Raw genomic sequence first — 20,694 nt, forward strand, 5'->3', positions numbered from 1 at the left:
CAGGCTTGATCCCGACGCGGGGCACGCTGGCCCCCAACCCCTGACCTGGTTGCTGCGGGACTTCAGGGTGCGGGCGCGGGCTGAAAAAGTCAGGCTTGACTGTTTGTTTTAGGGGCGGCACGCTGTGCTGGTGTCCGCCCCTACGCGTGTGCCGCAGCAGGAACGGAGTCGGGCGACCCAGGCCCGGCTGTTGGAGGCCACTGTGGAGTGCCTGGTCGAGTTCGGTTGGTCCGGGACCACGAGCACGGTGGTGGCGACTCGGGCCGGCGTCTCGCGGGGCGCCCAGTTGCACCACTACCCGACCAAGGCCGCCCTGGTGATGGCGGCCGTGGAGCATCTCGCCGAGCGTCGGGCGGTGGAGATCCGGGCCGAGGCGGCAACCCTTCCGTCCGGCCCCGACCGGCTCGACCGGGTGATCGACATGCTGGCCGCCGCGTTCACCGGGCCGCTCTTCGTGGCCGCGCTCGAACTCTGGTTGGCCGGGCGTACGGACCCTGGGTTGCGTGGGGCGCTGGTGCCGTTGGAGGCCCGGGTGGGGCGCGAGATGCACCGGCTCACCGTCGAACTGCTCGGTGCCGACGAACGGATCCCGAGCGTACGCGAGTCGGTGCAGGCGACCCTGGACCTGCTGCGCGGGCTCGGCGTGGCGAACCTGCTCTCGGACGATTCGGTTCGGCGTACGGCCTTGTTGGGTGCCTGGAAGCGGCAGCTCGCGGCGATCGTCGAGCCGACCGGATCAACCGGTGGGGAGGCGTGATGGTGGAGATGGGTCGGCTCCTCGACGATCTGGACGAGGAGTCGAGGGGGCTCGACGCGCTGGTCGCCGAGCGGCCGGCGGTGGACTGGGCGGAGCCGACCCCGGCGCCGGGCTGGACCATCGCCCACCAGATCGCGCACCTGGCCTGGACCGATCACGTGGCACTGCTGGCGGCGACCGACGCGTCGACGTTCTTCGCCTCGATCCGACACGCGGCGACCGACCCGGGCGGTTTTGTGGACCGGGGCGCGAACGAGTTGTTGGACGAGGTGATGGCCGCCACGCCGGGCGGGGCGGTGGATCGGGCGGGGGTGCCGACGGCCCTGCTGGAACGGTGGCGGGCGGGGCGGTCGGCGCTGAGTGCCGTACTGGGCACGATCCCGGGCGACACCAGACTGCCCTGGTACGGCACGCGGATGTCGGCCGCCTCGATGGCGACCGCCCGGATCATGGAAACCTGGGCACACGGGCAGGACATCGCGGACACGCTCGGGGTGAGTCGCAACCCGAGCGGGCGGCTGCGGCACGTGGCGTACCTCGGGTTCCGTACCCTCGGGCACAGCTTCGCGACCCACGGCCTGGCCACGCCCGACGTGCCGGTCCGGGTCGAGCTCCGCGCGCCCGACGGTGACGAGTGGGTCTTCGGACCGGCCGACGCGGCCGACCGGGTCGCCGGGCCGGCGCTGGACTTCTGTCTACTGGTGACCCAGCGACGGCACCGGACGGACCTGGCCCTGGTCGCCTCCGGGCGGGTCGCCGACGAGTGGTTGGACGTGGCGCAGGCGTTCGCCGGCCCGCCTGGTGCGGGGCGGGAGCCGGGCGTCGGGCGGGACGTCGCCGGCCGGTTGCGGCGCGTGGGTGGACAACCATGAGTACGCCCACCGCCCCGAAGATCCTGCGGGTCGGCAACGCGTCCGGGTTCTACGGTGACCGGTTCGGCGCCTGGCGGGAGATGCTCGACGGCGGACAGCTCGACGTGCTGACCGGTGACTACCTGGCCGAGCTGACCATGTTGATCCTCGGCCGGGACCGGCTGCGGGACGGTTCGCTCGGTTACGCCCGCACGTTTCTGCGCCAGATGGAGACCTGCCTGGGGCTGGCGGTCGAACGTGGGGTGACCATCGTGACCAACGCCGGTGGGCTCAATCCGGCCGGGCTGGCGGACGCGCTCCGGGCGCTGGCGGCACGGCTGGACGTGCCGGCCCGGATCGGTCATGTCACCGGTGACGCGGTGGAGCAGCCGGGAGCGTTGACGGCAAACGCGTACCTGGGGGCGTTCGGAATCGCGGAGTGCCTGGCCGGGGGCGCGAACGTGGTGGTGACCGGGCGGGTCACGGACGCGTCGCTGGTGGTCGGGCCGGCGGTCGCCCGGTTCGGCTGGTCCCCGGGGGACTTCGACCGGCTCGCCGGGGCGACCGTCGCCGGGCACCTGCTCGAATGCGGGGCGCAGGTGACCGGCGGCAACTTCAGCTTCTTCACCGAGTTGCCGGACGGCGGGCGGCGACCCGGTTTTCCCGTCGCCGAGCTGTACCCGGACGGCAGCTCGGTCATCACCAAACATCCGGGCACCGGGGGTGCGGTGACGCCGGAAACCGTCACCGCGCAGCTTCTGTACGAGATCGGCGGCCCGGACTATCTCGGCCCGGACGTGGTGACCCGGCTCGACACCGTCACGTTGACCGTCGACGGGCCGGACCGGGTGCGGGTCGGCGGCGTACGTGGGACGCCACCGCCGCCCACCCTGAAGGTCGGCGTGAACTCGCTCGGCGGTTACCGGAACAGCGCCACGTTTGTCCTTTGTGGACTTGATATCGAAGCGAAGGCGGAGCTGGTAAAGGCGCAGATCGTCGAGGCGGTCGGGTCGGACGGGCTGGAGTTCGGGTTGGCGCGTACGGACCATGTCGACGCGGTGGAGACCGAAGCGGCGAGCGCGCTGCTGCACGTACACGTGCGCGACGGTGACGGGAAGCGGTCCGGGCGGGCCTTCTCAGCGGCGGTGGTGGAGCTGGCGCTCGCCTCCTATCCCGGCTGCACGCTGACCTCCGTGCCCGGTGACGCCAGCCCGTACGGCGTCTTCACCGCGAGTGAGCTGCCCCAGGAGGCGGTGTCCCACCGAGCCGTGCTCCCCTCGGGGCAAGAGCTGCCGATCCCCGCCCCGCCGGTCACCGCCCCACCCCCGTTCCGGCGTTTGGAAGGGCCCCTTCCTATACAAAATCCGATAACAGGGGGCCCTTCCTTGCGTGGTCCACTGGGGATGGTGGTGGGGGCGCGGTCGGGGGACAAGGGGGGCGACGCGAACCTCGGGGTGTGGGCGCGGTCGACCGACGGGTACGGCTGGCTGCGCGGCTGGCTGACCGTCGAACGGTTGCGGGAGCTGCTGCCGGAGACGGCGGAGTTGACCGTCGAGCGGTACGAGTTGCCGAACCTGCGCGCGGTCAACTTCGTGATCCGGGGTCTGCTCGGCGCCGGGGTGGCCGCGTCGACCCGGTTCGACCCGCAGGCAAAGGCGCTCGGTGAGCTGCTCCGGGCCCGGATCGTCGACCTGCCGGCAAACCTGCTGGAGCCGAGGTGAGGACCGACATCGGGGACGCGGTGAGGGGCGGGGCCGGGGACGCGGTGAGGGGCGGGGCCGGGGGTACGGCGAGGGGCGGGGCGGCGGCGGTGGGGCGCGGTTCGGTGTGTTCGTCGGCGTGGCGGGTTCGCACACCTGTCCAACCGGGGTGGGTCCGTATCGACAGTGGCGAGCGGATCGTTACGGAGTTGGCGATGGCTCGGACCATCGCCTTCGTCATGGCGGGCGTCGATCTGCACCAGGGCGTCCGGGGCGGTCCGGGCAACCGCTCGGGTCGTACGACGGGCGGTCACGGCGGCACCACGGAGATCATGAGCAGGATCATCGCGAAGGGCATGGGAAGCTGACGTGGCCGTTCTGGAGACCGCGATGCAGCCGCGACAGTCGGCGTACCAGGAGAACCGGGCGGCGATGCTGGAGCGCCTCGCCGAACTCGACACCGCGATCAGCAGCGCCCGGGGCGGCGGCGGCGAGAAGTACGTGACCCGTCACCACGCCCGGGGCAAACTGCTGCCCCGGGAGCGGATCGAACTGCTGGTCGACCGGGACTCGCCGGTGCTGGAGCTGTCACCGGTCGCGGCGTGGGGCACGGACTACCCGGTCGGGGCGAGCGTGGTGACCGCGATCGGGGTGGTCGAGGGCGTCGAGTGTGTGATCGTCGCGAACGACCCGACCGTACGCGGCGGCGCGGTGAACCCGTACACGTTGCGCAAGACCGTGCGGGCCGGGGAGATCGCACTCGCCAACCGGCTCCCGATGGTCAACCTGGTCGAGTCGGGCGGGGCGGACCTGCCCAGCCAGGCGGAGATCTTCATCCCGGGCGGGCAGGTGTTCCGGGACCTGACCCGGCTCTCCGCCGCCGGCATCCCGACCGTGGCGGTGGTCTTCGGCAACGCGACGGCCGGCGGCGCGTACGTGCCGGGCATGTCCGACTTCACGATCATGGTCCGGGGCCGGGCGAAGGTCTTCCTGGCCGGGCCACCACTGGTCAGGATGGCGACCGGCGAGGTGACCGACGACGAGTCGCTGGGCGGGGCGGCGATGCACGCGGCCACCTCGGGGCTGGCCGACTTCCTGGCCGAGGACGAGCGGGACGGCATCCGGCTGGCCCGGCAGTGCGTACGCCGGCTCAACTGGCGCAAGCACGGCCCGGCTCCCCGGACCGTGGTGCCGGCGGCGCCGAAGTACGACCCGGAGGAGCTGCTCGCCATCCCGAGCGCCGACCCGAGGGTGCCGTTCGACCCGCGCGAGGTGCTGGGCCGGATCCTCGACGGTTCCGAGTTCGACGAGTTCAAGCCCGGGTACGGCACCGCGCTGGTGACCGGCTGGGGCGACTTGCACGGTTATCCGGTCGGGGTGCTGGCCAACGCCCGAGGGGTCCTCTTCTCCGAGGAGGCGCAGAAGGCGACGCAGTTCATCCAGCTCGCCAACACCGCCGGCACTCCCCTGCTCTTCCTCCAGAACACCACCGGCTACATGGTCGGCACCGAGTACGAGCAGCGCGGCATCATCAAACACGGCGCACTCATGATCAATGCGGTGTCGAACTCGACCGTGCCGCACCTGACGGTCAACCTCGGCGCGTCGTACGGGGCCGGCAACTACGGCATGTGCGGGCGCGCGTACGACCCGAGGTTCCTGTTCACCTGGCCGAACGCCAAGTCGGCGGTGATGGGCCCGACCCAGCTCGCCGGGGTGCTGTCGATCGTGGCGAGGCAGGCGGCCGAGGCGAAGGGGCAGCCGTACGACGAGGAACGCGACACCATGATGCGCAAGATGGTGGAACGGCAGGTCGACACGGAATCGGCCGCGCTCTTCCTCTCCGGGCGGCTGCTCGACGACGGGGTGATCGATCCGCGCGACACCCGTACGGTGCTCGGGCTCTGCCTGTCCGCGATCCACAGCGGCCCGGTCGGCGCCTCCGGCCCGGTCGGCTCGACTCTCCACGACGGACGAAGCCCGGGCTTCGGCGTCTTCCGGATGTGAGGCCATGCGTGAGCATCACGTGCGGCTTGGGTTAACGCTTCGCAGGCTGGGGGACCGGTCATGATTCGCAGATTGCTGGTGGCGAACCGGGGCGAGATCGCCCGCCGGATCTTCGCCACCTGCCGCTCGGTCGGCGTCGAGACGGTCGCGGTCTACTCCGACGCGGACGCCCACGCGCCGTACGTGGCCGAGGCGGACTTTGCCGTACGGCTGCCCGGCCAGACCCCGGCGGAGACGTACCTCCGCGCGGACCTGCTGGTCGCCGCCGCCGGACGGGCCGGCGCGGACGCGATCCACCCCGGCTACGGTTTCCTCGCCGAGAACGCCGACTTCGCCACCGCGGTCAGCGACGCCGGCCTGACCTGGATCGGTCCGCCGGCCAAGGTGATCGCCGTGATGGGCTCGAAGATCGAGGCGAAGGCTCTGCTCGCCGACGCCGGGGTCCCGATGCTGCCCACCGAGACCGACCCGGACCGGGTGACCGAGTTTCCGGTGCTGGTCAAGGCATCGGCCGGCGGCGGCGGACGGGGCATGCGGGTGGTCCGGGACGCGGCCACGCTGGCCGAGGCGGTCGCCTCGGCCCGGCACGAGGCAGCCGCCGCGTTCGGCGACGGCACGGTCTTCATCGAGCGGTACGTCGAGCAGGCCCGCCACATCGAGGTGCAGGTCTTCGCCGACTCGCACGGCAACGTGATGCCGCTCGGCGAGCGGGAGTGCTCGATCCAGCGCCGGCACCAGAAGATCATCGAGGAGACGCCGTCGACGGCGGTCGGCGACGAACTGCGCGCCCGGCTCTCCACGGCGGCGATGGCAGCTGCCCGCGCGGTCGGTTACCTCGGCGCCGGCACGGTCGAGTTCCTGCTCGCCCCGACCGGCGAGTTCTACTTCCTGGAGATGAACACCCGGCTCCAGGTCGAACACCCGGTCACCGAGGCGGTCACCGGCCTGGACCTGGTCCGCTGGCAGCTCCTCGTCGCCGAGGGCGGGGCCCTGCCGCTGGCGACCGGTGCCACGGTCGGCGCGGTCGAGGCGCACGGCCCGGTCGAGGCGTTCGGCGCCGGCACCTCGCTCGCCGGCGCCTACTCGTCGTCCCTGCTGCTCAGCACCGGGCACTCGATCGAGGTGCGGCTCTGCGCCGAGGACCCGGCGAACGTCTGGATGCCGGCGACCGGCACCCTGCACCGGTTCGCCATCCCCGGCGTGACCACCGAGTTCACCCCGGTCCCGACCGCCACCGGCCGGGCCGCGCTGCGCCTGGACTCCGGTGTACGCGACGGTTCGGTGGTCGGGGTGCACTACGACTCGATGCTGGCAAAGCTCGTCGCCTGGGCACCGACCCGTGCCGAGGCGGCCCGGCTGCTGGCCAGCGCCCTGTCCCGGGCCGAGCTGCACGGCGTACGCACCAACCGTGACCTGCTGGTACGTGTACTGCGGCACCCGGAGTTCCGGGGCGGTGCGATCGACACCGGCTTCCTGGACCGGCACCCGGAACTCTTCGCGCCGCTGCTCTCCTCGGTCGAGGCGGTCCGGGTCTCCTGCCTCGCCGCCGCACTCGCCGGGGCGGCGGCCCGACGACGGTCCGCCCCGGTGCTGGCGAGCCTGCCGTCCGGCTGGCGCAACGTGCCGGCCGGCGCCCAGACCAGCGTCTACCAGGGTCCGTCCGGTCCGGTCGAGGTCGGCTACCGGCTGGACCGGACCGGCGCGCTCGACACCTGGTGGGTCCGCCCGGTCGACCCGGACGAGCTCGACCTCGCCGGCCTGCACCCCACCGTCGCGCCGCTGCCCGACGACTCCCCGCTGCCGGTGATCCTCTCGGCCGAGCCGGACCGGGTGGTGCTCGACGTCGCCGGGGTACGGGTGGCGTTCGCCGTACACCGGGTGGGTGCGGTCTCCTTCGTGGACGGTCCGGACGGCTCGGTGACCCTGACCGAGCTGCCCCGCTTCCCCGAGCCCGCCCCCGACCTGGCCGAAGGCTCGCTGGTCGCACCGCTGCCCGGTGCGGTCAGCCGGGTCCTCGTCGTGCCCGGTCAACGTGTCGCCGCCGGTGAGCTCCTGCTCACCCTGGAGGCGATGAAGCTGGAACACCCCGTACACGCCCCCGCCGCCGGCACCGTCACCGAACTCCCCGTAACCACCGGCGCCCAGGTGGAAGCCGGCACCGTCCTCGCCGTTGTTGTGTAAGGAAGGGCCCCTTATTAACGCATAGCGTTAATAAGGGGCCCTTCCTTACACCGCACGCTGTCTCGGAAGGCCCCTCATGGACTTCGACCTCACCCCCGAACAGGAACAGCTCCGCGACGCGGTACGCGCGCTCGGCAACCGCTACGGACACGAGTACTACGTACGGAAGGCCAAGGCCGGCGAGCACACCACCGAGCTGTGGCAGGAGGCCGGGCGGCTCGGCTACCTCGGTGTCAACATCCCGGCGGAGTACGGCGGCGGTGGCGGCGGCATCACCGACCTCGCCATCGTCTGCGAGGAACTGGCCGCGACCGGCTCGCCACTGCTGATGATCGTCGTCTCCCCCGCGATCGTGGCCACCGTGATCGCCCGACACGGCACCGAGGAGCAGCGCAAACGCTTCCTCCCACCGATGGCCGACGGCACCCTCAAGATCGCCTTCGCGATCACCGAGCCGGAGGCCGGCTCCAACTCGCACAAGCTCGGCACGATCGCTCGCCGCGACGGCGACGACTGGCTGCTGTCGGGTCGCAAGTGTTTCATCTCGGGCGTGGACGACGCGGCGTACGTGCTGGTCGTCGGGCGTACCGAGGACGCCGCGACGGGCCGGCTGAAGCCGGCGCTCTTCCTGGTCCCGACCGACGCACCGGGGCTGACAAAATCGAAGCTCGACATGGAGATCCTGTCGCCGGAGAGCCAGTGGATGCTCTACCTGGACGACCTGCGCCTGCCTGCGGACGCGCTGGTCGGTGGCGGGGCCGACGTTGGCCTCCAGGCGCTCTTCGCCGGGCTGAACCCGGAACGCATCCTGGTCGCCGCGCTCGCCGCCGGCTCCGGCCGCTACGCGATCGAGCGCGCCTCGTCGTACGCCTCCACCCGCAAGGTCTGGGGAGGCCGGACGATCGGCTCCCACCAGGGCATCTCGCACCCGCTCGCGCACGCGGCCGTACAGGTCGAACTGGCCCGGCTGATGATCGCCAAGGCGGCGGCCCTCTACGACGCCGGCCGCGACCTGGAGGCCGGCACCGCCGCGAACATGGCCAAGTACGCCGCCGCCGAGGCCGCCGCACTCGCCGTGGACACCGCCATCCAGGTCCACGGCGGCAACGGCATGACCACCGAGTACGGCATAGCCACGATGCTCGGCACCGTACGCGCGACCCGGATCGCCCCGGTCAGTCGCGAGATGATCCTCAACTTCGTGGCGCAGCACGTGCTGGGGCAGGAGAAGTCGTACTGACCCGCGACGTGCCGGTCGGACCGTGAGTGGGGCGGGTCGCCCGAGGACAACCCGCCCCACTCCCCCCGTACGGATGTCAGCCGGTCTGGCCGACCTGGTCCACGACGGCGAGGTCGAGCACGGCTGACGTCGCCGCGATGCCGAGGTAGGCATAGGTCTGGGCGTGGAAGACCAGGACCGTCTCACCCTTACCGCTGGTCGACGGCCAGGCGATCCCGATGCCCGGGCGGCCGGCGCCGTCCTGGGCGTGCTCGACGACCCGCAGACCGGGCTGCCCCGCCGCGGCCTCGTAGAGCGCGGCCCGCGACGCGGGTCGCAAGTACTCCTGGCCGAGGCCGAGCACATCCTTGGCGAAGCTGTTCGTGTCGCCGGGCACGCCGTTGCCGTGCTCGATCAGGTAGACCCGCAGGGCATCCGCGTCGGTCGGCAGGTCGGGGCGGTACGCGGGCCTGGGCGTGCACGGCTCGGTCCGGTTCGGATCCACCTGGCCACCCTTGACAAAAGCGGCCCGTCCGTTCCGGCAGCCCGGAAGCGGGATCTCCTCGCTGCTGCCGGCCGTCGTCTTCCTGACGAGCCCGTCGCGGGTCCCGTCCACCGACCGCCAGCTCTCGTAGACCTCCTGGCCGTCCTGGCTCCGGAGGTAGACGTACTGGTCGGGGTTGGGGATGGTGTCGGGCAGCCGGAGCGCCGCCGCCGCCGCGCTGTGCAGCACCTGGGTGGGATCGGCCTTGGCGACCGACACGCCACCGCCGACCTGGTCGGGAGCCAGGTCGGGCGCCAGCACGAGCACCGAGGCGACCGCCGCCGCGACGCCGACCGCCGCCACCCCGCTGAGCAGCAGTCGCCAGCGGGGCCGGGCCCGATGCCGGGAGTCGGTCAGCGAGGTGACGGCGGGCGTGACCGGCATCGCGGCCAGCAGCCGGGCGCGGGCGGGCGCCAACTGTACGGGGGTGGCCAGCGGAACCTCGTCGCCGAGTTCCCGGACCAGTCGCAGGTCATCCATTGCCCAGTGCCTCCTCGATCGTGGTGGTGGTGTCGGCGTCGCCCAACGCCTCGCGGAGCTGCTTGCGGGCGCGGTTCAGTCGTGACCGCACGGTGCCGACGGGGATCGCCAGCGCGGCGCCCACCTGCTCGTACGTGAGCTCCTCCCACGCGACCAGGAGCAGTACGTGCCGGTCACCGGTGGAAAGCTTGGCCAGGGCGGCGGAGAGCAGTCCGCGCAGTGATCTCGCCGTGACGGCGGTGGCGACCCGGTCGGCGTGGGACGCCTCGCTCGTCGCCGGGACGTACGCCTGCCGTATCCGGTACCGGCGGTCCTCGTCGCGCCGGTGCTGGCTGACGATGTGGGTGGCGATCCCGTACAGCCAGGGCCGGGCATCGCGGTGGGCGGTGTCGAACCGTTCCCGCCGCCGGAACGCGGCCAGGAACGTCTCTCCCACCAGGTCGTCGGCGGCCTCCGCGCCAAGCCGCCGGGCCAGGTAACGATGAATGTACGGTGCGTGCCGGTCGAAGATCGCGGCGAATCTCTCGGGATCCCGCGCTGACCGCTCGATGATTGTTGCGTCGTCCTCCGATGGGCTGATGTCGGCTGCCTCGAGTTGTTCCGATCGATTCATACAGAACCTTCCACGGCCCGGGAATCATCACCTGTTATCCGTCGGCCGTGGAGAAATGGTTCACGCCCCGCTGGCGGTGGCGTCGCCGCTCGGAGTGCTCGCTGTGACCAGAACCATGTCGTACGCGCGAACCGCCGGGACTATCACCCTCGGCGGATCGGTTGGCAGATTCGTACGTACCCCCGCAGGGTCCAGGCACAGGGAGCAGATCAGATGAAGACGTCTGTCGTCGTCGGTGGCAGCAACGGGTTGGGACGGGCGATCGCCGAGCACCTCGCGGCCCGGGGAGACTCGGTTGTCATCGCCAGCCGGGACGAGGCGCGGGCCGAGGCGGTCGCCACGGAGATCGGCGGCAACACCCGGGGCATCGCCGTCAACCTGGCCGAGCCGGCCACGATCGCCGGGGCGCTGGGCGAGATCACCGAGGTCGACCACCTCGTCCTCACCCCGACCAGCCAGACGCCGAACACCCTCGGGAATCTCGACCTGGACGCCGCGATCGCCGCGCTGACCATCAAGCTGGTCGGCTACGCCGAGACGGTACGCGTCCTGCGTGACCGTTTCCGCCCCGGTGCGTCGGTCGTCTTCTTCGGTGGCGTGGCCAAGGAACGCCCGTACCCGGGCTCCACGATCGTGACCACCCACAACGCCGGCCTCACCGGCCTGGTCAAGTCCCTGGCCCTGGAGATCGCCCCGCACCGGGTGAACGTGCTGCACCCGGGCATCGTCGGCGACAGCCCGAAGTGGCGGCACGTGACCGACCACCCGCACCTGGCCCGGACCCCGATCGGTCGGCTGGTGAGCGTGGCCGACGTGGTCGACGCGACCGACTTCCTGCTGCGCAACAACGGGATCAACGCCCAGGAGCTGTTCGTCGAGGGCGGCGTCCTGACCAACTGAGGCGTAGCGGGACCGTTGACGCCTCGCGCGGGCGGCCGGGGGTGACCGGCCGCCCGCGCGAGCACTTTCAGTGGTCAGAGGCGACCGAGCACCGCGAACGGGTCGGCGTCGGTGCCGCTGTCGACGGCGGTGATCCGCCGACGCAGGGTGAACGTCTCGCCCGGGGCGAGCGTCACCTGACGCTGGCTCATCACCCAGTTGTACGCGGCGTAGGCGCCGAAGCCACCCTCGTCGTAGATCAGCCCGTAGGTCTGCCGGTCGGTGCCGGTCATGCCGATCCAGGGCGCGGTCGGCGGGTAGTCGGCCGGGTCACTGGCCTCGATCGTCCCGTGCCCCGCGATGCCGCTGCGCTGGCCCGCACCGTCGTGATCGAGCGCGTCACCGGCCCAGAATGTGCACGGGGCGGTGCCCCGGTTGGTGAAGGCGCTTTCGGCCAGCACCCAGGGCTCGTTCGCCCGGACCGAGTACGTCGTGACCACCTCCAGGTTCGCGACCGTGGTGCTGGCGCCGATCGCCCGTACGCTCGCCACCGGCCCGTTGGCCGAGAGCACCTCGACCGAGGTGGACTTGACGGTCCGCTGCTGCCAGGCGTTTCCGCCGCGCGGCTGCGCCGTCGAGGCGTACGGCAGGTTGATCCAGTCAAGCTGGTCCAGCCGGCCGACCATGGCCATGTCGAGCGGCTTGCCGAGCGCGACCGGGGTCAACTGCGAGTCGTCCGTACCGTTGGAGATTGCCAGCGCGACAAGATCGTTGCTGAGCACGATGTCGGTGGTGGTCGCCGACGCCTGCGGGCCGGGGACCGTGCGACCCGTTCCGGCCCGGGGCACCGCCCGGTTGAGCCGCAGGTCAAGGTTGGTCGGGGCACCGTCGACAACCGTCACCGTACGGCTCACCGGCTCGTAGCCGACCCCGTTGACCGCGACCGTGTAGTTGCCGGGCGGCGCGAAGGCGAGCACCTCGCCGGTCGGGTCGGTGGTGCTCGCCACCAGCCGACTGCCGTCCTCCCGGGTCACGACCACCTCGACGTTCGGCAGCGCCCTCCCGGTGGCCGCGTCGGTGACCTGGCCGACGATGCCGTCGCCGCCGTCGACCCGCTGCGCACCCGGCTTGCCGTCGCGGACCGCGAAGGACGCGATCGTGTACGCCGGAGAGGCGGCGTTGCGGGCGTCGAGCACGATGCGCAGGTCGGCCCGCCAGCGCTTGTTGTTGACGTCGCAGATGACGTAGCCCCGGTAACTTCCGTTGTAGAACTTGACGTGCGGATTCGCCGCAAGTCCCGCCCGTACGTCCGGGTCCCAGCTCGCGCCCGACGAGATCGAGGTGCCGACGAACTCGGTGGCGACGACCATCGCGCGCGGGTCGTCGAAATCGGTCTTCAGGTCGTTGACCCAGTGGGTGTGCCAGTCGCCACCGAGCACGATCGGGTTGCCGATCTGGTGCTTCACGATGTGGTTCAGAATGCGGTTACGGGCCAGCGGGTAACCGTCCCACTGGTCCAGGTTGACAATCTTCGTCGGGCCGAGGTCGTAGTCGAACTGGGCCATGATGGTCTGCTGGGCGATTACGTTCCACTGGGCGGTCGACTCGCGCAGCCCACGGAGCAGCCACTGCTCCTGCTTCGGTCCGGTCATCGTCCGCGCCGGGTCGAAGACCTCACCGGTCGGTTCCTTGCGACCGTCACCGAGCGCCTGGTCGGACCGGTACTGCCGGGTGTCGAGCACGCTGAACTGGGCCAGCCTGCCAAAGTCGAACCGGCGGTACATCAGCATGTCCGCACCGTCCGGGCGGTGCATCGGCCGCAGCGGCAGGTGCTCGTAGTACGCCTGGTAACCGTTGGCCCGCCGCTCCAGGAACGGCCTGCCGTCGCCCGCGCTGCCCGCGACGTCACCGGCGTAGTTGTTCTGCACCTCGTGGTCGTCCCAGGTCATGATGAACGGGAACCGGGCGTGCGCGGCGCGCAGGTCGGGCGAGGTCTTGTAGAGCGCGTGCAGCCGCCGGAACTCGGTCAGACTGCCGTTGGTGGTCTCGTAGATGTAGTCGCCCAGGTGCACGACAAAATCGAGTTCCTGGGCGGCCATGTCACGGTAGGCCGGGTAGGGTCCCCCCACCCAGGACTGGCAGGACGCAAAGGCGAACCGCATGTGTTCCACGCTCGCACCGGGCCGGGGGAACGTCCGGGTACGTCCGGTCCGGCTGTAGACCCCGTTGGCCATGAACCGATACCAGTACCAGCGGTCCGGCGCCAGATCGGTCACCAGAATGTGTACGGAGTGCGCCGACGCCGGGTCGGTCGTCCGCTTGCCCTTCTGCACGATCCGCCGGAACTCCGGATCGGTGGCGATCTCGAAGTCCACCTTGACCGGTTCGGCGGGCATGCCACCGTCAACGGTGTTGAGCGGGTCCGCCACCAGGCGAGTCCAGATCACCACACTGGTGTCGTCGGGCTCGCCCGAGGCGACGCCGAGCGTGAACGGCGCCGGGTCCAGTTCGTCCGCGTACGCCGGAGGAAGTTGCGCGATCAACTGGCTCACGGCGACCGCGCCAGCGGTCCCTCCGGCCAGGGTGAGGAAATGTCGACGGCTGATCGGGAAGGCATCCGACACGGTGCACACCTGCTTCGCTAGGCATGGGTTGTGCCCGACACCCTGTTCATCCCGACTGCCCGGTTCCTGAAGGCGACGTGAAGTCAGGCCGTACGCCAGGTGGCAAGATCTTCAGGCGCGGGCGCGCCGGGGAGACCGCCCGGCGGGTTAGCGTCCACTAATGACGACGGCTCCCGAGGACTTCACCGCCGCCCTGCCGCGCAAGCGGATGGGCGCTGGCGTGCTGCTACGTGATGCGGACGGGCGGATTCTGCTGGTCGAGCCGACGTACAAGGACTACTGGGAGATTCCCGGGGGCGTGGTCGAGGCCGACGAGTCGCCGTACCAGGCCGCGATGCGGGAGGTGGCCGAGGAGCTGGGGCTGTCGGTCACTCCGGGACGGCTCCTGGTGGTCGACTGGGTTCCGCCGCAGATGGGGCGTACCGAGGGGGTCATGTTCGTCTACGACGGCGGCCAACTCGACCCAGCCCGTACGTCCCAGATCACCCTGCCGGCTGACGAGCTCCGCAGTTGGGCCTGGTGTACGCCGGACGAGGCCGAGGCGCGTCTCTCACCCGTACTCGCCCGCCGAGCCCTCGCCGCCCTGCTTGCCGTCACACAGGGGACGACTCTCTACCTGGAAGACGCAAACCCGATTTTTCGATGATCCCCGCGACAACTGCCGCCAGCGATCAGGGCGCTTGACGCTTCCCCTAGCATCCTCATCAATTGCCCTCATCCGTGTATCCGTCGAGGAGCTCAGCGGCGACAGTCGGCGGAAGAATAGTCGACCAGATAATTTCACCGGGCGCCGGCGCCAATCCAACGACCCCACCAGGCTCAGCCAACCAGGCATCACTATCTATACCCGGAACAGCACTCATAATGACGGCGAAGATCTTCGGGCCAGCGATATTCTCCGTCCCAATCGCCAGGTAGGTCTCGCCACCTTCAGCTCGCGCCAACACCGTTATGCTATAACCCTGGAAAACAGCTTGATATGATTGACCAGTGCGAAGCGAACGCACGATCAACAGGCAGACGATCCTGCGGATCTCCCGAATCCAAGCGGTCGCATGTTCAAGTTCGAGCCGCTTCCAATCCCATTCATCTGGCAACCAGCGATCGGAAGACCCGCCCTCCTGATGCTTCCCGTCGCGCCGCGCGGCAGCGGCCATGGACGCGTAGAAATCCGAAGGATCACCATCCCTTCGGTAGCCTCCTGCCCCCAACCACCAAGGAGCCAAGTGGATCTGGGGATCCCCCTGAGGTTGATCACCCTCAGGCAGACGAATTGCTGCCCCCCGCCACCGGCCTTCCTTGACCTTGAACCACACTCGATCAGTGAGGGCAAGAATGCGTTCCACGCCACCGGCCGCGTAGGTGTCTGGAAGCCGCTGCGCTTCCTTGACCAAAAGGTGATCGAGGTCAGACATAGGCACGTCGAGGGTCGGGATTGGTAGGTCGAGTGCTCGGGTGCACGAACGAGTTGGTCGAACAGGCAGGGGCTTATCGCTCATTCGAACGAGCCTAAGGTCCTAAAACGACTAAATTTAGACCCAGCGAATCAGTCCGTCTCAGGCATCCCACCATATTGATCAAGCTCATCCACGGGCACCCCTGTCAGCAACGCGACGGCAGCTTGTGGCGAACCGTCTAGTTGACGCAAAGCAGCCCGTACACCTTCATTGATCTCAGCCCGATGCGCATCGATGTATTCGCGCACGGCGGCGTCAACGACTTCCTTCTTGGCCTTGCCTAGAAAGTGAGCAGCGTGCGAGATGAGTTGGTCAGTATCAACGTCAACCTTGATCGGAGCGGACGTAGCGGCCACATGAGCCCCCTTCCAGCGACCAGAGTACCGTGGTACCAAAGTACCCGACAACACTAGTCGCTAACCCCGACAGACTGCGGCCTCCAGCCGAAAGCCACGGTCAATCGAAGGTTTTGGGCGTTTCGTCACGTCCTAGACGCCATGGGTTCGGCGACGCATACGCCGACGCCTTCGAAGGTCTCGGTGAGACCGGTGGCGCGCAGGATCATCATCGCCTTGCCGACGAGGGTGTCCGAGACGCCGTACTCCGCGCAGAGTTGAGACCGGCTCGGGGGGCTTAGTCTCCGCTGACCACTCGCCTGACTCGATCTCTGCTCGCAGCTCGTCTGCAACCACCTGGTACTGCCGCCTGGGCACGCATACTCCCCGGTGAAGCTCGCTCAACCGAGCGGACGGTCCCGCTACCTCTTCTCGGCGATGAATACGCCTACGCCGTGCGCGCTCTCGACCAAGCCCTCCGTGCGCAACGCGTGCATCGCGTACCGGACCACGCCGTCACCGACGTTGTGTTCGGCCTTGAGCTGGGCGGTTGACGGCAACTGGTCGCCAGGCTTCAGGACTCCGGTCCGGATCTGCTCGCGGACGTGATCAGCGAGCTTCTCCCACTTGGTTGCAGGCACCGCTACCTCTCCGATCTCCACCCAACGATTCGAGGCAGCAAGTTGCTGTCACAGTGGTTGCTGCAGCGTATGACGAAGATAGCGAGGACCGACAGACGTGTCCTCCCTGACCGAGCAAGATATGAAGCTGGCGCTGCGGGAACCACCGCGTAACCCTCGACGAGGCCCTCCGCCTTCAGCTCAGGAGCGCCGACCGGACAGGCTCGGCGGACATGCCGTATCGCGTGATCAACTCGCGGAACGACGGCAGCTTGGCGCGAGGCGTGTACTCGCTGGAGCCGTTCCCATCGTGGAGGTCTTGAGCGATGCGACGGCGATCAGGGAGCCGTGGCGTGCCAGCCCCCGCTCTCAGGCAGACCGATTCATGACATAGACGCCTCTACCCTGCTGACCGTAGACGAGGCCCTGCGCCTTGAGCTGGATCATGACGAAGCGGATCACGGTCTCGCTGACCTCGTACCGCTCCATGAGCTGCTTGGTGCTTGGCAGCCGGTCGCCAGGCTCCAGTACGTCGCTGTTGATCTGCTCGGCGATGTCGTCGGAGATCTGTTGATACAGGGGTGCGGACACGTCGCTCCATGGATTGCCGGCGCCGACACGTGCGGCAGGATGATCTCTTTCAGGACAGCCTTCGACAACTGCCGTTGGTGGCGGCGACATTGCCCACGCACGAGTTCTACTTGGGTCCGGCGACGTATACGCCGACGCCTTCGAGGGTCTCGGTGAGACCGGTGGCGCGCAGGATCATCATCGCCTTGCCAACGACGGTGTCCGAGACGCCGTACTCCGCGCAGAGTTGAGACCGGCTCGGGAGCTTCGTCCCCGCCGGCCACTCGCCTGACTCGATCTTCGCTCGCAACTCGTCTGCGAGCGCCTGGTACTGCTGCTTGGGCATGCTCACTCCCCGGATGGCACGCCCATGGAATCACGTCTTGACCTCCAGTCTCAACCGGCTGGAGGTTCTCCATTGACCTACAACCGGTAGCAATTGTAGGTTGACGACGAGGCCCCCGGATGGCACTTGGGGCACTCGCACAGCGGTCGGGACGGATCGGTCTGCCCAAGTTGGCTGCCCGTCCCGGCCTCCTACCAGCGACTTTGTCGGCGTACGGCGACCCGAGGGGCGTACGCCGACAGAGGCGGGGACGTGTCTGTCCGTGCTCGGTACGCGGACAGGCACGTCCCCGCTCCCCTCGTACCCGAAAGGCAGGTCTGCCCGTGCGTACCTTCCTCCGTCGCCTCTTCGTGTCCCGCTCCGCCCCGCCGCCAACCCCCACCCCGGAAGCAGCACCCGCACCAGCACCGTTCGGCCGGAACGCCCGACCCGCCACCTACCGGAGCGCCGCCCAACTCCCCCTGCGCCCGTGGCACGTACGCAACCAGCGCTTTCTCCCCGCCCGCCTCGGCCGACGCGGGCTCGATCCGGAGGAGGTGCAGGTGTTCCTGGACCGGGTCGCCGACGACCTGCACCGGGTCTACGCCGAGCTGGCCACCAGCCGGGAGGAGACCGTACGCATCAAGAACGCCCTGCGGCAGTGGCAGTCGCAGCACGCGCCGCACCCCCGCGACCTGGCGAGGCAGCGGTGAGCGGCAACCGCCAGCACTTCACGATCCACCTGCCGATCCAGGCCGCCAACCCGCAGACGGCGGCCGTCATCGCGCGCACGATCGGGCACTCGCTCGCGGCGGCGTTCCGCGCGCTCGACACCCGCGACATCACGCTCAGCGCCCAGGACGAACCTGAGGTGGCGCACCGGGTGTTCTGTGGCGAGCGGCTGACCAGCGGGCGGCGTTGCGTGCTGCGAACCGATCACTCCGGCGACTGCAATCCTCGGACCGCCCGGTGACCGACGATCACCTGGTCGAGTGCCCGGACTGCGATGGCACCACGTTTCTCCTGGTCACCTGCCGCTGCACCCAGCTCGGCACCGGCATCCTCGCCACAAACCCCACAACCCAACACCACCGCCCGTACGCCGACTGCCAGCTCTGCCACGGCATCGGTACGGTCGCCCAGCCCTGCCACGAACTCGGCCTCCGCCGCGCCCAGCTCGTCCTCACCGTCGTCAACGTCGACACCGGCGCCAGCGCCTCCACGAGCATCGTCCCCGGCACCGTCGCGCCAACGGTCGACCAGGACGGGACCGCCACCCTCGACCTGACCCAACTCGTACGTGACCTCGCCCGCCAGGTCGGCGCCGCCTCGGTCAGCGACATCGTCACCCCGGACCGCCCGTTCGAGGAGCTGTCCGTCCTGCTCCCCGCCCACTGGCAACCGGACCTGCCCGCGCCGACCACCGCAGCCGAGCGAGTCGGGCGACCCAGAGCGGACGATCCGCCGGCTCGGGCGCCGTCATCCCGCCCAACCGGTCACCGTCCTGCTCGGCCCGACCGGCTGCTCCGTTCACCTGCGACAACCCGACGGGATCACCACCCAGTTCCCCACGGCGGCGACGCTCGCCACCGCCGTGGCCTTGTTCGACCCCGACTCCTGAGCCGTCGCCACGCGGCTCAGGCGCGACCCCGCGACATCCCCCATGCCAAGCACCCAGCCACCAATTATGGTGAAGAATTCGGCCGGCTATAGCGAGCCAAACTCTTCACGATCAAGCTCGCCGCGTGGGTCAGGCGCGGCGGACCGCGTGCAGGATCGTGTCGTTGATGGTGATCAGTTGGCCGTCCGGGTCGGTCGCCTGACGTGCGGGCGACGATATCGTGATCTGCCAGGCGTCCGGGTCGAGCAGGGGCGCGATCTCCTCGGCGGTGTACATGAAATCGAGCAGGCGTGGCCGTCCCATCGAGGTTTCCAGGTCCGACGGGTGGTGACCGACGATGAGCAGGGTGCCGCCCGGCCGTACGGCCTCCGCCAGCCGGCGGTGCAGTGCCGCGATCTCGCCCGGCGGGAGGTACATGAACTGGGCCGAGACCAGGTCGTACCGGTCCGATCCGGGCTCCCAGGTGTGGCCGTCGGCCTGCTGCCAGGTGATCCGTTCGGCAACTTCGGTGCCGACCCGGCGGGCCTGCTCGGCAGCCCGGTCCAACGCCACCTTCGAAACGTCGACCGCGGTGACCCGCCAGCCCCGGGTGGCCAGCCAGATCGCGTCGCCCCCTTCGCCACTGCCCATGTCCAGCGCCGTGCCCGGCGCGAGTTCGGTGGCGGTGGTGACCAGGTGGGGATTGGCGTTGCCGCTCCAGATCCGCTCGGCCGAGGAGTAGCGCTCGTCCCAGAACTCCGCCGTGAACCCCACCTCGGCGTGCTCCTGGTCATGCCTGTGATCGTGCCCGTGCCCGTGTCCATGGCCGTTGTCGTGTCCATGGCCGTGGCCGTTGCCGTGTTCAAGGCCGTTGTCGTGTCCGTTGCCGTGCTGGTGTTCCGTGGTCATGCTGCGCTCCTCTTCGCGTCCACGGCCGTTGCCGTACGCGTGTTGGTCCGGTGGGACGCGACGGCGGCTCTGGTCTCCTCGTTGATCAGGTCGGCGTTGATGGCGGCGGCGGCCGACACGGCAGCGGCGGCGGCCATGACCACCTGCGCGCCGAGGTCGGTGACGTTGCCCGCCACCCATACTCCCGGCATCTCGGTCGAGCCGGTGGGATCGGCGGGTACGAACTCGCCGCCGAACGGGTGTTCGTTGGTACGGATGCCGAGGCTGGCCAGCACCCCCGAGGCGGCGACCATCCGTGGCGCGACCACCACCGCCTGCCGGGGGACCACCGTGCCGTCGACCATGCGTACGCCGCTGAGTCGGTCGTCGGTGATGTCGAGCGAGTCGACCTTGCCGGTGACGATCCGGATGTTCCGGGCCGCCAACTCCTCAGCCTGCTCCTCGGTCAACTGTGGCGCGGTGTGGGTGAACAGCACCAGGTCCGAGGTCCACTGCCGGAACATCAGTGCCTGGTGTACAGACCGCTCCCCGGTGCCGAGGATGCCGATTGCCTGGTCACGTACCTCCCACCCGTGGCAGTACGGGCAGTGGAGCACGTCCCGCCCCCAGCGTTCACGTATCCCGGGGAGGTCGGGGAGTTCGTCGACCAGTCCGGTGCTCACCAGCAACCGCCGGGCGACGACAAGACTGCCGTCCGCGAGCGTCACCTCGAACCCGTCCTCGGTACGCCGCGCGCTCCGGGCCTCTCCGCGACGGAGCTGGCTGCCGTAGCGCTCGGCCTCCTTGCGGCCGATCTCGACCAGCTCGGTCGGGCTGATCCCGTCGCGGGTGAGGAAGCCGTGCACCCCCGCCGCCGGGGCGTTGCGCGGCGACCCGGCGTCGATCACGATCGCCGAGCGTCGCGCCCGCCCGAGCACCACCGCCGCGGTCAGGCCGGCGGCACCGCCACCGATCACCGCGACATCAAATTGTTGGGTCAACCGGTCTGTCGGTTGCCGGGTCATGGTGACCACCTCCGCCACC

At 69.7% G+C, this 20,694-nt stretch carries 23 protein-coding genes; 12 read left to right on the forward strand and 11 right to left on the reverse strand.

The features are described from left to right. The first annotated feature begins 127 nt into the window (after positions 1-127). The 7 genes from ACI2K4_RS15275 (at position 128) to ACI2K4_RS15305 (ending at position 8,736) form a co-directional block, all read left to right on the forward strand. Positions 128-757, forward strand: a complete 630-nt coding sequence (locus ACI2K4_RS15275) for a TetR/AcrR family transcriptional regulator (RefSeq protein WP_404511849.1) — start codon at positions 128-130, stop codon at positions 755-757. Next, on the forward strand, positions 757-1,629 hold the full coding sequence (locus ACI2K4_RS15280; RefSeq protein WP_404511589.1) for a TIGR03084 family metal-binding protein: 873 nt from the start codon (positions 757-759) through the stop codon (positions 1,627-1,629). Before ACI2K4_RS15275 ends, ACI2K4_RS15280 begins: the two co-directional genes overlap by 1 nt. Further along, on the forward strand, positions 1,626-3,329 hold the full coding sequence (locus ACI2K4_RS15285) for an acyclic terpene utilization AtuA family protein (RefSeq protein ID WP_404511592.1): 1,704 nt from the start codon (positions 1,626-1,628) through the stop codon (positions 3,327-3,329). Before ACI2K4_RS15280 ends, ACI2K4_RS15285 begins: the two co-directional genes overlap by 4 nt. A 194-nt stretch (positions 3,330-3,523) precedes the next feature. Then, the gene (locus ACI2K4_RS15290; RefSeq protein ID WP_404511594.1) at positions 3,524-3,676 is read left to right on the forward strand and encodes a hypothetical protein; all 153 of its coding nucleotides are present in this window, start codon (positions 3,524-3,526) and stop codon (positions 3,674-3,676) included. Between the two features lie 22 nt (positions 3,677-3,698). After that, positions 3,699-5,315, forward strand: a complete 1,617-nt coding sequence (locus ACI2K4_RS15295) for an acyl-CoA carboxylase subunit beta (protein WP_404511851.1) — start codon at positions 3,699-3,701, stop codon at positions 5,313-5,315. Positions 5,316-5,375: 60 nt separating this feature from the next. Then, positions 5,376-7,496 (forward strand): acetyl/propionyl/methylcrotonyl-CoA carboxylase subunit alpha, encoded by a 2,121-nt coding sequence (locus ACI2K4_RS15300; protein ID WP_404511596.1) that lies wholly within the window; start codon positions 5,376-5,378, stop codon positions 7,494-7,496. A 76-nt stretch (positions 7,497-7,572) separates the two neighbouring features. Further along, positions 7,573-8,736 carry an acyl-CoA dehydrogenase family protein gene (locus tag ACI2K4_RS15305; protein ID WP_404511598.1) on the forward strand — a complete coding sequence of 388 codons (1,164 nt, stop codon included), beginning with the start codon at positions 7,573-7,575 and terminating at the stop codon, positions 8,734-8,736. A 76-nt stretch (positions 8,737-8,812) separates the two neighbouring features. Here the strand turns inward: ACI2K4_RS15305 and ACI2K4_RS15310 are convergent, their stop codons facing one another. Together ACI2K4_RS15310 and ACI2K4_RS15315 are read right to left on the reverse strand one after the other, a co-directional pair. Further along, entirely contained in the window at positions 8,813-9,739 is a 927-nt protein-coding gene (locus ACI2K4_RS15310; RefSeq protein ID WP_404511600.1) for a CU044_5270 family protein, read from the reverse strand. Further along, on the reverse strand, positions 9,732-10,352 hold the full coding sequence (locus ACI2K4_RS15315) for an RNA polymerase sigma factor (protein WP_404511602.1): 621 nt from the start codon (positions 10,350-10,352) through the stop codon (positions 9,732-9,734). Before ACI2K4_RS15315 ends, ACI2K4_RS15310 begins: the two co-directional genes overlap by 8 nt. Before the next feature lie 213 nt (positions 10,353-10,565). Here ACI2K4_RS15315 and ACI2K4_RS15320 point away from each other — a divergent pair, with 213 nt between their 5' ends. Next, positions 10,566-11,252, forward strand: coding sequence for an SDR family NAD(P)-dependent oxidoreductase (locus tag ACI2K4_RS15320; RefSeq protein ID WP_404511604.1), 687 nt, complete (start codon positions 10,566-10,568; stop codon positions 11,250-11,252). A 74-nt stretch (positions 11,253-11,326) separates the two neighbouring features. Here ACI2K4_RS15320 and ACI2K4_RS15325 read toward each other — a convergent pair whose 3' ends face one another. After that, a complete protein-coding gene (locus ACI2K4_RS15325; protein WP_404511606.1) occupies positions 11,327-13,855 on the reverse strand; it encodes an alkaline phosphatase D family protein in 2,529 nt (842 codons plus the stop codon). Between the two features lie 160 nt (positions 13,856-14,015). On the opposite strand from ACI2K4_RS15325, the gene ACI2K4_RS15330 reads away from it, so the two are divergent. Then, entirely contained in the window at positions 14,016-14,501 is a 486-nt protein-coding gene (locus ACI2K4_RS15330; RefSeq protein WP_404511608.1) for an NUDIX domain-containing protein, read from the forward strand. Positions 14,502-14,559: 58 nt separating this feature from the next. Here ACI2K4_RS15330 and ACI2K4_RS15335 read toward each other — a convergent pair whose 3' ends face one another. The 6 genes from ACI2K4_RS15335 to ACI2K4_RS15360 all read right to left on the reverse strand — a co-directional run bounded on the left by ACI2K4_RS15335 (position 14,560) and on the right by ACI2K4_RS15360 (position 17,183). Next, entirely contained in the window at positions 14,560-15,270 is a 711-nt protein-coding gene (locus tag ACI2K4_RS15335) for a hypothetical protein (RefSeq protein ID WP_404511610.1), read from the reverse strand. Positions 15,271-15,401: 131 nt separating this feature from the next. Further along, positions 15,402-15,668: a hypothetical protein gene (locus ACI2K4_RS15340; protein WP_404511612.1), complete on the reverse strand. Its 267-nt coding sequence runs from the start codon at positions 15,666-15,668 to the stop codon at positions 15,402-15,404. Between the two features lie 401 nt (positions 15,669-16,069). Next, positions 16,070-16,309 carry a winged helix-turn-helix domain-containing protein gene (locus tag ACI2K4_RS15345; RefSeq protein WP_404511614.1) on the reverse strand — a complete coding sequence of 80 codons (240 nt, stop codon included), beginning with the start codon at positions 16,307-16,309 and terminating at the stop codon, positions 16,070-16,072. Between the two features lie 154 nt (positions 16,310-16,463). Then, positions 16,464-16,640, reverse strand: a complete 177-nt coding sequence (locus ACI2K4_RS15350) for a GntR family transcriptional regulator (protein ID WP_404511853.1) — start codon at positions 16,638-16,640, stop codon at positions 16,464-16,466. Continuing rightward, positions 16,637-16,858, reverse strand: a complete 222-nt coding sequence (locus ACI2K4_RS15355; protein WP_404511616.1) for a winged helix-turn-helix domain-containing protein — start codon at positions 16,856-16,858, stop codon at positions 16,637-16,639. The genes ACI2K4_RS15350 and ACI2K4_RS15355 overlap by 4 nt, the downstream gene beginning before the upstream one ends. A 106-nt stretch (positions 16,859-16,964) precedes the next feature. Then, positions 16,965-17,183, reverse strand: coding sequence for a winged helix-turn-helix domain-containing protein (locus ACI2K4_RS15360; RefSeq protein ID WP_404511617.1), 219 nt, complete (start codon positions 17,181-17,183; stop codon positions 16,965-16,967). 323 nt (positions 17,184-17,506) lie between these two features. Here ACI2K4_RS15360 and ACI2K4_RS15365 point away from each other — a divergent pair, with 323 nt between their 5' ends. The 3 genes from ACI2K4_RS15365 to ACI2K4_RS15375 are packed head-to-tail and all read left to right on the forward strand — an operon-like array spanning position 17,507 to position 18,875. Next, positions 17,507-17,875, forward strand: coding sequence for a DivIVA domain-containing protein (locus ACI2K4_RS15365; protein WP_404511619.1), 369 nt, complete (start codon positions 17,507-17,509; stop codon positions 17,873-17,875). After that, positions 17,872-18,135 carry a hypothetical protein gene (locus ACI2K4_RS15370; protein ID WP_404511621.1) on the forward strand — a complete coding sequence of 88 codons (264 nt, stop codon included), beginning with the start codon at positions 17,872-17,874 and terminating at the stop codon, positions 18,133-18,135. Before ACI2K4_RS15365 ends, ACI2K4_RS15370 begins: the two co-directional genes overlap by 4 nt. After that, positions 18,132-18,875: a hypothetical protein gene (locus tag ACI2K4_RS15375; protein ID WP_404511622.1), complete on the forward strand. Its 744-nt coding sequence runs from the start codon at positions 18,132-18,134 to the stop codon at positions 18,873-18,875. Before ACI2K4_RS15370 ends, ACI2K4_RS15375 begins: the two co-directional genes overlap by 4 nt. A 37-nt stretch (positions 18,876-18,912) precedes the next feature. Here ACI2K4_RS15375 and ACI2K4_RS15380 read toward each other — a convergent pair whose 3' ends face one another. Continuing rightward, complete coding sequence (locus tag ACI2K4_RS15380; protein WP_404511624.1) at positions 18,913-19,671, reverse strand: SAM-dependent methyltransferase; 759 nt, start codon at positions 19,669-19,671, stop codon at positions 18,913-18,915. Next, positions 19,668-20,675 (reverse strand): NAD(P)/FAD-dependent oxidoreductase, encoded by a 1,008-nt coding sequence (locus ACI2K4_RS15385; protein ID WP_404511626.1) that lies wholly within the window; start codon positions 20,673-20,675, stop codon positions 19,668-19,670. Before ACI2K4_RS15385 ends, ACI2K4_RS15380 begins: the two co-directional genes overlap by 4 nt. Positions 20,676-20,694 lie beyond the last annotated feature (19 nt).

Origin of the sequence: Micromonospora sp. NPDC050397, from assembly GCF_044901685.1 — a bacterium.
Lineage (GTDB): Bacteria > Actinomycetota > Actinomycetes > Mycobacteriales > Micromonosporaceae > Micromonospora_G.